Annotated in this window: 12 protein-coding genes and 1 tRNA gene; 7 read left to right on the plus strand and 6 right to left on the minus strand. The window is 36.9% G+C overall.

What is annotated here, in order from left to right:
* Positions 1–484: 484 nt before the first annotated feature.
* On the minus strand, positions 485–1393 hold the full coding sequence (locus tag ACFIKG_RS05385; RefSeq protein WP_375626185.1) for a cation diffusion facilitator family transporter: 909 nt from the start codon (positions 1391–1393) through the stop codon (positions 485–487).
* A gap of 755 nt (positions 1394–2148) precedes the next feature.
* Here ACFIKG_RS05385 and ACFIKG_RS05390 point away from each other — a divergent pair.
* On the plus strand, positions 2149–2958 hold the full coding sequence (locus ACFIKG_RS05390; protein WP_375627021.1) for a TrmH family RNA methyltransferase: 810 nt from the start codon (positions 2149–2151) through the stop codon (positions 2956–2958).
* Between the two features lie 295 nt (positions 2959–3253).
* On the opposite strand, the gene mnmA is transcribed toward ACFIKG_RS05390, so the two are convergent.
* Complete coding sequence (gene mnmA / locus ACFIKG_RS05395) at positions 3254–4465, minus strand: tRNA 2-thiouridine(34) synthase MnmA (RefSeq protein ID WP_375627019.1); 1212 nt, start codon at positions 4463–4465, stop codon at positions 3254–3256.
* A gap of 388 nt (positions 4466–4853) precedes the next feature.
* Between mnmA and ACFIKG_RS05400 the strand changes: the two genes are divergently transcribed.
* Complete coding sequence (locus ACFIKG_RS05400) at positions 4854–5129, plus strand: DUF1153 domain-containing protein (protein ID WP_015856675.1); 276 nt, start codon at positions 4854–4856, stop codon at positions 5127–5129.
* Positions 5130–5275: 146 nt separating this feature from the next.
* On the opposite strand, the gene ACFIKG_RS05405 is transcribed toward ACFIKG_RS05400, so the two are convergent.
* Entirely contained in the window at positions 5276–5662 is a 387-nt protein-coding gene (locus ACFIKG_RS05405) for a flagellar export protein FliJ (RefSeq protein WP_375626192.1), read from the minus strand.
* Between the two features lie 566 nt (positions 5663–6228).
* On the opposite strand from ACFIKG_RS05405, the gene ctrA reads away from it, so the two are divergent.
* Positions 6229–6930, plus strand: coding sequence for a response regulator transcription factor CtrA (gene ctrA, locus ACFIKG_RS05410; protein ID WP_015856677.1), 702 nt, complete (start codon positions 6229–6231; stop codon positions 6928–6930).
* A gap of 224 nt (positions 6931–7154) precedes the next feature.
* Here ctrA and chpT read toward each other — a convergent pair whose 3' ends face one another.
* Complete coding sequence (chpT, locus tag ACFIKG_RS05415; protein ID WP_015856678.1) at positions 7155–7793, minus strand: histidine phosphotransferase ChpT; 639 nt, start codon at positions 7791–7793, stop codon at positions 7155–7157.
* A 216-nt stretch (positions 7794–8009) separates the two neighbouring features.
* Here chpT and ACFIKG_RS05420 point away from each other — a divergent pair, with 216 nt between their 5' ends.
* From ACFIKG_RS05420 to ACFIKG_RS05430, 3 genes are read left to right on the plus strand one after another with little or no spacing between them, the layout of a single operon-like run.
* Positions 8010–8606, plus strand: coding sequence for a DUF1134 domain-containing protein (locus tag ACFIKG_RS05420; RefSeq protein WP_375626194.1), 597 nt, complete (start codon positions 8010–8012; stop codon positions 8604–8606).
* A 28-nt stretch (positions 8607–8634) separates the two neighbouring features.
* The gene (locus tag ACFIKG_RS05425; protein ID WP_375627013.1) at positions 8635–9015 is read left to right on the plus strand and encodes a hypothetical protein; all 381 of its coding nucleotides are present in this window, start codon (positions 8635–8637) and stop codon (positions 9013–9015) included.
* Positions 9005–9271 (plus strand): hypothetical protein, encoded by a 267-nt coding sequence (locus ACFIKG_RS05430; RefSeq protein WP_375626198.1) that lies wholly within the window; start codon positions 9005–9007, stop codon positions 9269–9271. The genes ACFIKG_RS05425 and ACFIKG_RS05430 overlap by 11 nt, the downstream gene beginning before the upstream one ends.
* 326 nt (positions 9272–9597) lie before the next feature.
* On the opposite strand, the gene ACFIKG_RS05435 is transcribed toward ACFIKG_RS05430, so the two are convergent.
* The gene (locus ACFIKG_RS05435; protein WP_375626200.1) at positions 9598–10716 is read right to left on the minus strand and encodes a DegT/DnrJ/EryC1/StrS family aminotransferase; all 1119 of its coding nucleotides are present in this window, start codon (positions 10714–10716) and stop codon (positions 9598–9600) included.
* Between the two features lie 49 nt (positions 10717–10765).
* Complete coding sequence (locus tag ACFIKG_RS05440) at positions 10766–11722, minus strand: Gfo/Idh/MocA family protein (protein WP_015856681.1); 957 nt, start codon at positions 11720–11722, stop codon at positions 10766–10768.
* Between the two features lie 163 nt (positions 11723–11885).
* On the opposite strand from ACFIKG_RS05440, the gene ACFIKG_RS05445 reads away from it, so the two are divergent.
* Positions 11886–11962: transfer RNA gene (locus ACFIKG_RS05445), tRNA-Met, on the plus strand.
* Positions 11963–12055: the final 93 nt, after the last annotated feature.

Genomic DNA, 12055 nt, shown 5'->3' on the forward strand with positions numbered 1-12055 from the left:
AACACATTTATTAGCAACAATAATGATGATTAATCTATGATCACAAACTTTAAAATTCTACTCATAACTTTTATATAAAATTTATCATTAAACTTATGACGAAAGCTTCATTCCTCCTCGCCCTAAGAAACGAAACATCTACTCCTGACAGTCTGTAAACAATCCGTTCTCTTAAGTGAATTTAAGCGGCTAACCATTTCATGAGATTCACTTACACAAGGATACACCAGCAAGCCCTATTTTGAATATTTACTCCACACTCTAAAAACACTTAATAGATCAAATTTTATATACCCAACCTTAAATAACAGTGTTTTAACGAAATAGAATAAATCTTGCCTTAAATACTCTGTTTAACCTTTTATAATTGATTAATGCAAAAATTAAATCAACGAAAGAGATTCACTGTATTTTCGAGAGGTATGAATCGCCCCATCATAAAAAATAGTCCCCATAACATAGCAGACAATTTGAAAAAATCTTTTTATATAAAAGGGATCACCGTTGTACCGGGAGGCAATTTTGCCTCATCTTCAGGCTCGACATGAATAGAAATACGTACATTATCAAATTCTTGTTGAAGAACACCTTCGATTTTATCACAAATTTTATGTGCTTCTCCTACCTGCATTATAGCAGGCACAACCAAATGAAACTCTATAAAAGTAACCCTCCCAGCAACACGCGTCCGTAAATCATGGACCTCAAGCGCACCCGATGCATTTGCAGAAATCAGCTCCCGAATCCGCATGCTTTCATTCAATTCAACGCCAACGTCCATTAATCCCTGAACAGCATTTCTAATCACCTTCCAGCCCTGTAAGAGAATATTAACGGCAACGATTATCGCTAAAATTGGATCTAAAATTCCCCATCCCCCGATAAAACCAGCAATCAGACCAATTAAAATTGCAAGCGAAGTAAAAACATCCGTTATAAAATGCACTCCATCCGCTTTAAGAGCCGGTGAGCGATGGTGTTTTCCCTGCCAAATAAGAACCATTCCCCACATACAATTTATGACAGTTGCAATAAGATGAATAACAAGCCATACTCCAGGCTTCTGCAATAATTGAACGGTAGAAAGAGCTATCCATGCTTCTCTTAAAATAACAATTGCCGCAATAATAATGAGTATCCCTTCAAGAATGGCGGAAAAATATTCTGCTTTATGATGCCCAAAGGGATGATCCTGATCCGCTGGCTTCATACTCACTTTAACAGCCCACCATGCTGCAAATGACGCAAGAATATTAACTATTGATTCCAATGCATCAGAATAAAGTGCAACCGAATCTGTGATGTGATATGCCCAATATTTCAAAGCAAAAACAATACACGCAATAAAAATAGAGTATAAAGTTAAGCTTTGTATATTGATTTTTACATCCATGAACCTCATCCTTTTCTTCACGAAATAAGGGATTAATATTTTCAACCATATAATTATACTTTTGGCATATCGACAATATTTCCTCAATATTACAGAAGCTTCAGCATACAATAAACGCTTCAAGCTCACATTATTATCGTAAAAACTGCTCAGTTACACGAACAGAATCAATAAAGGAAGAAGAGAGGAACAGAATAAACAAAGAGCTTTCCCAAAAGCAATCAAACACATCACCTTCATTACTAATCGTTTTCTGAATAACTTAAAGCCATCTCACATCTCATAAACAAAAAACTTGTTTTTACTCAAATATACCATGATCATGCATTATTTTTCAGTCTTATAATGTGCATCATAAGCCATCTTTGCAACTTAGAAAAAATATCTTAGCACTCTACTGTAACCTCAGAGGTCAACCGCATTTTAAAATATGATTTACTAAAAAATTGAGATATAAAAAAGAAGAACAATGATTACCCCAAAAAAAAGAATCTGGGCATTGGGGACCCAGATTCTTTTCCCTTAGAAATTAAGGGCATACAGAACTTGGGAAATAGCGGGGACCCAAGACACTGCACCCGATACGAGAAAAAATATATGATTCCGTATCAGTATTTTTATACTATACCTATGGTTGCATATTGTCAACACAAATTCTACCATAAGTTTTAAAATAATGTTTTTTTCTCTCTTTGTTAAAATAAAATAAATTCTAACATCTGGAAATCATAAAAAAAAAGCACTAAAAATCTCTCATGCATTTGAATATCATAACAATCAATGAAACCGATGATCCACGCCTAAAAGCCTATCATAATATCCGTGAAAAAGATCTTGTTGGACGGCAACATCAATTTATTGCTGAAGGCAAAGTAACATTGTCCGCATTACTGCACTCGAAAGAGTTTTCTGCCATCTCACTGCTCATCGTAGAAAACCGTCTCTCTGGACTTCTACCGCTTTTAGAAAAAACACAGCCTCTATGTCCCATTTATTGCGTTCCACAAAAAGTCATGGATAATATCACCGGCTTCCATGTTCATCGTGGTGTCTTGGGTATTGGTAAACGCAAAATACTGCCATCCTTACAAAGTTTTCTACAACATCTTCCAGAAAAAGCTTTGATTCTTGTTTTATGTGGTATCTCGAATCACGATAATATGGGATCAATTTTTCGTAATGCAGCAGCCTTTGCCAGTAATGGTATTATTGTCGACAAAACCTCATGCGATCCACTTTATCGTAAATCAATAAGAGTTTCTGCCGGCGCTGCTTTAAAAGTACCCTATACGCAAAACGCTGATATAAATGACATTATAGCTGCTCTAAACGATGAAAACTTTCATTTTTATGCACTCTCCCCTTCTGCTTCACACACTCTCAAGCAAGCCAACAAAACTAAAAGAATGGCACTTATTTTTGGAACAGAAGGCGATGGCTTACCACCCCATATACTACAACAATCAAAAACCTTACGTATTCCCATGACTGACGGTTTTGACAGCCTTAATGTTGCCACAGCCTCAGGTATTGCACTTGCCCATTTTACCAACTTTGACCACTAAAGATGATAACACTTTAAGTTGTAAAACATATCCGATGTTGTATGTTATCTATCAGTCCCAATAATGTTGCTGTTCCCTAGCATTTGAAAGCATTAATTAAAAAACATTTTTATATTTTTCTTATCGATGCTTTCCGCACCCTAACCCCGCTCATGACGTGCAGAAGACATAATTTTGATGGATCCAATCATTTAAAAACTTTCAATGATAAAATCTTCCGGAAGTCTCTCATTCAAGTTTAAGTTTAAGGTTAAAATTATCATTATAAATCAACTGACTATTTTTTATGAAGCTGTTATTTTAGTTCAGAAGAAACAGAATCTTTTGTTTCGAGATTGCATAAAACGCGCTTCAACATCATTTCAGTATGGGCCGCACGTTCTGAATGTGTTACAAATCCTCCCCCAAGAATACGCGCATCATGACCATTTTCATCATAAAGAACGCAAGCTTGCCCTGGTGCCACACCATTTTCACATTCCAATAAATCAACGGAAAAAACACCTTCTTTATAATGTAAGCGCGCAAGGTGAGGAGGACGCGTTGAACGCACCTTTACAGCTACCTCAATACCTTGAGAAGGAAAATTATCTAACGACTCATCACCAAGCCAATTCACATCACGTAAAAAAAGCTTATGTGTTTCTAACATTTCACGCGGTCCAACAATAACACGTGCATTTTCCACATCGAGATAAACCACATAAAGCGCTTCACCCGTTGATACTCCAATACCACGACGTTGACCAACCGTATAATTAACAATTCCCGAATGTTTACCTAAGATCTTTCCATCAATATGGACAATAACGCCAGGATTAGCTGCTTCTGGACGCAGTTTTGCGATAACATCTGAATATTTTCCTTGTGGAACAAAACAAATATCCTGACTATCATGCTTATTGGCAACCACAAAGCCCATTTCTGCTGCCATTTCACGAACGCGGGTTTTTGGAAGGTCACCAAGTGGAAAACGCAAATAATCAATCTGTTCTTGTGTCGTTGCGAAGAGAAAATAACTCTGATCACGATCATTATCGAGAGGACGAAAGAGTGCTCGATGCGCTCCGTGGGAACGCGAACGAATATAATGTCCCGTAGCCAAAGCATCTGCCCCCAATTCGCGTGCCGTTGCTAATAAATCAGCAAACTTAACCGTTTGATTACACGCAATACATGGTACTGGTGTCTCTCCATGCGCATAGCTTTCTGCAAAAGGATCAATAACAGCTTCGCGAAAACGCTTTTCATAATCAAGAACATAATGCGGTATTCCTAATGTTTCTGCAACGCGGCGTGCATCCTCAATATCTTGTCCTGCACAACACGCCCCCACCCGATGCGTCGCTGCCCCATGATCATAAAGCTGCAACGTAATGCCAATAACATTATACCCTTCCTTTTTCAAAAGACCTGCAACAACCGATGAATCAACCCCTCCCGACATTGCAACAACAATGCGAGAATCCTCAGGTTGTCCTGGTAAATCAAGACTGTTTAAAAACATGTATTCATTCTCTATTTAATGCTCTGTTTAATGTCTACTCATATGTTAACATTTTGATGTACGCTCTTCAGCACTTTTACACGATTGATTGTCTTTATATTGTTTTTTTATCTTTTCCACAACCATAGGCATTACTTTCTTAAAAGCTGCTGCAAACAAAAAAAGAATGATCGAAATAAGGCATAATGGCAATCGTTTGGGAGAAAACCTTTTTGCTCTTTTTAAAATCTGGTAAAATATTGCAAGAAGCTCTTCTACACACTTCACTTAAGTTTCTTTTTACGTGCTCAATCACTTTATTAATTTTTTCTTTCAGCGCGTTTAGCTCTTTTTTAAATTTCATGCTCTATAAACGAATCAAGTCCTTGACTAAAGGTAGAGGATACGAATGACCAATTTGATAAAAACACAAATGAAATATGTTATTGGGCCAGATGGAAGTCCGCTTACAATTGCCGACCTACCGCCGCAAACAACACGACGCTGGGTGATTCGTCGCAAAGCTGAAGTTGTTGCGGCTGTCAGAGGTGGATTGTTAAGTCTTGACGAAGCGTGCCAACGTTATACTTTGACTGTAGAAGAATTTCTTTCATGGCAAAGTTTGATCGATGAACACGGTTTAGCGGGATTACGAACGACCAAGATTCAAAACTACAGGCATTAAGTTGCCCTTGATGACGATTCGATAACATAAAGAAACTTGTAAAACAGCCAAATTTGATAAAAATTTGGCTGTTTTATACTATACCCAAAAGATAAATCTGAAAGAATAGATTTTTCAATAATTGCTTTTATCATCCAACCATTGAATTAGCCAACCATTGAATTAGATTGAATCAAAATATCCTCACCACCCGCAGCAATCTTCTTTTCCCGTGCTTCCAAAAGCTGTGCACGTTGCAGCTCTGTATTAGCTTCATGGAGAGCAATTTCAGCGTTTGTTTTTTGAAGCTGTAAATCACGAATTGAATTGATCAGATTATCACGTCTTTGCCGCGCTGCACGCGCAAAAGCAGAATAAGCAAAATGGTGAACATCATTGTTTCCAGATTTACGTTCTTCATGAGTAATTTGTGCTTCCAGCTCTAACACCATTCGTTCAAACTCTGCGATCATCATCTCAAGCTGTGCAATTTCACGGCGTTTTCCACGCACTTGAAACATCCTCAATCGCACCATATTTTCTCGTGGCTTCATACTCACTACTCCTTGATTGCGCCAACTCAAAACTCGCATTCACACCCAATAAATATCTTTTAGTTATATGTCTATCCGACAAAAACAGTCTATTGACTTGAAATTATAACAATTTTCGCCTTTCATTAAAGCATCTGAACATACAATCTGCTTTAAAGAGCAATAACTATTTCTTTACTTTTCCCCCCATTATAAAATGAAGAGATTTAAAGCTCAGTAAACAAACACTGAAATTGTAAAAAAGTAATTTATAATGCTCTTTTACAAATTTTTTTAAGTTAAAGTTTATAAAAAAAGCCCTTCTTTTTTTATTATGTTAAAAAAATATGCGATTTTTCTAAAATAATTTTGCAGCCTCTTTCAAAAATAAAAATATTTTGTTAACCACTATCATGGATAGTGGGGAATTTAGTAGTGATTGTTACGCGTACTACTGAAATATTCATAAACACTTTGTTATAAGTGTTTGATTTCATGAATTGTTTTTATAACAGTGGTTTTGCTAACTGATTATAAAATAGAAATGCTCCTTATGATTCGTGAAGGAGCGAAGTGAGGGATCTAAAATGCGCGTATTATTAATTGAAGATGATAGAGCAGTTACTCAAAGCATTGAGTTAATGTTAAAGTCAGCTAACTTTAATGTTTATATCACTGATCTGGGTGAAGAAGGTATCGATTTAGGAAAACTCTATGATTATGATATCATTTTGCTTGATCTGAATTTGCCCGATATGTCAGGGTATGATGTCTTGCGGACTCTAAGGTTGGCAAAAATAAAAACTCCTGTCCTGATCCTTTCTGGTATGAATGCCATTGAAGACAAGGTCCGTGGTTTTGGCTTTGGAGCTGACGACTATATGACAAAGCCTTTTCATAAGGATGAGCTCATTGCACGTATCCATGCAGTTGTTCGTCGTTCTAAAGGACATGCACAATCGGTTATTGTTACCGGTGATCTCACTGTCAACCTTGATGCAAAAACCGTCGAAGTTGCAGGGCGCCCCGTTCATTTAACCGGAAAAGAGTATCAAATGCTAGAGCTTCTCTCTTTACGTAAAGGTACCACCCTTACTAAGGAAATGTTTCTCAATCATCTCTATGGTGGAATGGATGAACCAGAACTAAAGATTATCGATGTTTTTATCTGTAAATTGCGGAAAAAATTGGAAGCAGTCTCTTCTAGTGTAAATTACATTGATACAGTTTGGGGACGCGGTTATGTATTACGTGATCCAGTTGAAGAGAACGTACGAAAAACCGCTTAAGCAGTGAACATGCACTTTGTAAAATCTCGGAGTGTGGCGGGCCGAGATTTTTTCCCAAAATCTGTTCTCTGTTAAAAGTAGAAAACTCGCACACCAAAAATTCTCATATAGAAAGCGCTTAAAGCTTAATAAGTAACTATACAGCATTTACACATATAACTCTATTGCTCATATGTTCAATCGAAGCCACTTTTCCCAACACGGCTTAAGCGCTTCTCTCTTATTCAAAGCTTTTTTACACTTTCTAAAACAATACAATGATCATTTTCATCAATATTTATTTTCATCTCTGTCATCTGAGAAAGTAACATTGTGTAATAAAATTGGATGACATGTGCATCAATAAGCTCTTCTTGAACTTCTCCACGAAATAACGCAAGAAAATGAGGGGGTATACGGAGAGTTTTACCGAAAACCTCAAATCGAAAAGAGCGTTTATTTTCTTCTTGCAAAATCATAACAACAATTTCACCACCACGAGAAACTGTTGCGTTTGCAATCAATAATAAATTAAGCAAAAGTTTAACTTCATCTTTTGGTAACAATAAAGAAGAAGCTTGCCATTTTAAAGTTGCTTTTTCTTCTTTCATATATTGTTGAGCAACCTGCTCTGCAGCCCGTGTATCTATTTGTCCTCCACTTGCACCAGCAAAACCAAAAGCCAATCGCGCAAATTGTAGACGTGCAGCAGCACTCGCAACGGATAAACGCACCAATTGTAAAGCATCTTCTTCAGCTCCTCCTTCATCATAAAGCTCCATTGCATTTTGAATAGCCCCCACAGGTGAGATCAAATCATGGCAAATACGACTACAAAGCAAAGCAGCAAGATCCGTAGGATTCAAAGAAATATCTAACGTCATAATGATTGAAAACTCCTAGATTCAAAAAAACAAACTTTATTTTAAAGAAAAACTCTTAATATCTGATGCATAATAGAAAACATTAACAATAGTGCTAAAAAAATTTCAGAAATAAATTCAAGAATTTAAATAACCTTATATCTTATTTTTTATTTGAATAGAATGAAAATTCTAATATTATCTTTTTGTTTATCACTAATAAAAGGAGAAAACTTCATGGCTCTCTCTCTGCTCAAATACTGGTACAAAAATATTATATCTTTAATCTTCCTTTTATTCATCACCATAAACACTGCACATGCTCAACTACAACCAATAGAGCAAAACGAACCCCATTATTCACTCCAAGAAATTATTGATTCTGGGCATCTTTTTTTTGGAAAAACAGCCAGTGGTCTGGCTGTTGCAATTCAAAATATTTTTTCACAATACGGTTATCCCAATGCCTATATTTTAGGAGAAGAAGCTTCTGGTGCCTTTTTTGCTGGATTAACCTATGGTGAAGGAAGAGTTTTTACCAAAAGCTATGGTCAACATAAAGTTTTTTGGCAAGGTCCCTCAGTAGGATGGGATTTTGGCGGCCAAGGCTCCCGTTTAATGATCTTAGTTTACAACCTTAATAGCATAAATAATTTATGGAAACGCTATGGTGGTATTTCAGGTTCGGCCTATTTAATTGCAGGTGTTGGTTTTCATGTCCTCAAATACCATAATACCTTGTTAATCCCAATACGTACAGGGATCGGTGCACGCCTTGGTATCAATATAGGATATTTAAAATTAACACCTAGACCGACATGGAATCCGTTTTAAACGTATTCTTATTTGAAATAGGGGTATTATGCTTATTCAATCGTTTATTTTTTTTATTCTTGGAGTTGCTTTCACTTCTTGGGTACTGGTGCTTTTGTCTCCTTTTATTTGGCGTAAAGCCGTTCATTTTGCGTATAAAGATGTTTGTGCGCAAATGCCATTATCACTCGCGGAAATAGAAGCAAATCACGATTTTCTTCGTGCACAACATGCTGTAGAATTAGCAAACAACCAACAAAAGTACGAATTTTTGCAAAAAAAATACGCCCAACAAAAAGTACAACTGAGCCAAATAACAGAACAATTTTATCGGCTATGCCTCCCCACACAAGACACTCTCACTAAAGAAGCGATAGCAATCAAACAAAATATCGCCACAACTTTCAAAGGAAAGAAAAATGATGCGTGAAAAAATCGCACACTATCAGCAACGTTTACAAAAAATCCAAACTTATCAGCTTGACACGACTGCTAACCATCAATTGCTGGAAGAACTCCGTGAAGAAACAAAAGAACTTGCAGCAACATTGGCAGCTCAAATAGCGCTACAAGAGGGAAACACATCACCCATCAATACATTGATTCAAAAATCAAAAAGCAAAAATGACCTCGCATCACGTATTCGCAAAAAAATCACTTGTCTCTCCCAAAACCCCGTTAAATAAGTTATCTTTTAAAACACCTTGAATGAAGAGTAAAATCAACAAAGGTTCATTATAACTTTCATAACCCAAATCCTTTTTATTAAACGTGACTTTCTTGCTAAGCTAAAGGACAAAGTTTCTTAACCCATACCGTTCTGTTAAAAAGCATCTTCTTGTCTAGCAGATTCCACTTGCTAATCATATCACCGCCCTAAAGGACAACATTTCATAGGTCCTAGAAAGCAAATAATACCAAAAACATTGGTCACACACTCTAACAAAAGGTACCTTCTAAGATGAGTCACCAATAGAGCTTTGACCATAATTTTAAGGATAAAAATACGCTCTCAAAAGTGATAAAAATCTCTTATTTTTTGGATAATCATATCCTGATCCGTTTGTGTCAAGTAAGGATGCATTGGTAAACTTAAAACACACTCTCCTAAAGATTCTGAAACAGAAAGGGAATCTTTTACATAAGGAAAGTGTTTATAAGCTGGCTGTTGATGTAAAGGAGTTTTATAATAAATCATTGTAGGGATAGAATTTTTTTGTAAAAAATCTTTTAATTTATCACGTTCTTTTACCTTAATCGTATATTGTGCATAAGCAGAACGAATATTTTCTCCTATTTCTGGAACTGTAACAACATCTCTTAAGCCATTGGAATAGCGTTGAGCAATTTCTACACGCTTTTCCATTTCATCTTCAAAGATCGCAAACTTTTCTAGTAAAATTGCAGCCTGAATGCTATCTAGGCGCGAATTCATACCAATACGTACATTGTCATATTGCGTTTCACCTTTACCATGAAACAAAATAGAGCGTAAAAGTTCTGCAAAATGATCATCATTGGTCATCATAGCGCCTCCATCGCCATAACATCCTAATGGTTTTGCAGGATAAAAACTTGTAGCAGCCACATCACCAAAAGCACCGCACATAGTATTACCGCTTCTTCCACCCATAGATTGAGCAGCATCTTCAATTACAAAAAGATTTTCCTTTGCTGCCACTTGAGCAATTTGCACATAGTCAGCAGAAAGACCAAATAAATCAACGGCAATAATAGCCTTTGGCCTTAGACGTCCCTCTTTTTTTACCATTTCGATAGCATGAGAAAGTTTTTCAATATCAATATTGAATGTATCAGGTAAAACATCAACAAAAACAGGCTTAGCCCCCACCAAAGCAACCACTTCAGCCGTTGCTGAAAATGTAAAACTAGGACAAAACACAGCATCCCCTGGACCAATATTTTTAGCCATAAGAGGCATCTTCAAAGCATCTGTTCCATTAGCACATGCAATCACATGTTTAACACCAAGATATTCTGCCAATTTCTCTTCAAATTCTGTTACTTCTGGCCCCAAAATATACTTACCACTAGCGACAACATGTGCAATTGCAGAATTAATTTTATCTTCAATACGCGCACGCTGCGCCCCAAGGTCGATGAATTGCATATTAACTCCATTGATCATCACAAGAATGCAAAAGCGCTACCTATCTCTTTTATCTATCATAATTGACACCAGCAGCTGTTAAAATCCGTAAAACCGCAATAGCATCATCACCATTTGTACGAGGTGATTGACGCGTTTCAATACAATGAAGAAAGTGCCGTAATTCGCAAGTAAGCGGCAAATCTTCACAAACATCAATATAATTCAGCTCATCCATGCTAAAAGCCCACTCTTGATTTTCTTTCCAAACGGCAAAATGGTGCATTGCCAATTTACGGCTCCACGGTTCCATATCATCAAAAACGAGCATAGCTTTTGTTCCAACAACAGTTAAACGTCTCTCACGATAAGAACTCAAGCGTGAAGTAAAAAGATGACTACGCACACCATTTGGAAAAGTCATATGAATATGAGAAAAATCAGAAATCTGATCAACGACAGCAGCCCCCTCACCGCGAATTTCGGAAGGTTCACATCCTGTCAACGCCAAAATCATTGAGAGATCATGAGGCGCAAGATCCCATAAAGCATCGCTGTGTGTATGAAATTTTCCAAAGCCTAATCTATGAGAATAAATATATCGCACATCTCCCACTTCTCCGTTTTTCACCAATTCACACATTTTTTCAAAAGCCGGATGAAAACGTAAAATATGGCCTACCATAAAAACTCGCTCATAAGCCTCAGCCTCCTGAACTTGGCGTTTAGCATCAGAAACATTCAAGGCTATTGGTTTTTCCACTAAAACATCTTTACCATTTTTAACAGCACGGAGCACATTTTGCGTATGCAATTGTGGCGGCAATGCTAATACCAGCGCATCAATATCTCGATGCGTAAAAAGATCATCTGGTGTAACAAGCTCTACACCATACATCGTTGCAAAACTAGCAGCACGATCATTATCAATATCAGAGACTGCTGCCAAAGCCCCGAGAGAATGGAGTGTTCGTATATGATTTTCACCCCAATGACCGCATCCTAAAACCGCTACACGTGGCACCATTTTCATGCCTTACCCTACTTTATCATATAAAATTACACTTTTACATATCGAGGATAAAATAGAATGACAAGAGAAAAGCTTAAAAACGATGCTTGACATCTTACTATTCTACCCCTTATATCCGCAAAAGATGTAATTCTTTACAATTATGATTGCTTATTTTGGCGGAGTAGCTCAGTAGGTTAGAGCAGAGGAATCATAATCCTTGTGTCGGGGGTTCAAATCCCTCCTCCGCTACCATTACTTTTTTTGTTGTTGTAGCTTGCCAGCGGGTTTTGTATATTTTGCCACTAGGTTTTGTACCAATTTATTTTTTTTCAAAGAGTTTTAAAG

Source organism: Bartonella sp. LB28NMGDW (genome assembly GCF_042194435.1).
GTDB lineage: Bacteria > Pseudomonadota > Alphaproteobacteria > Rhizobiales > Rhizobiaceae > Bartonella > Bartonella grahamii.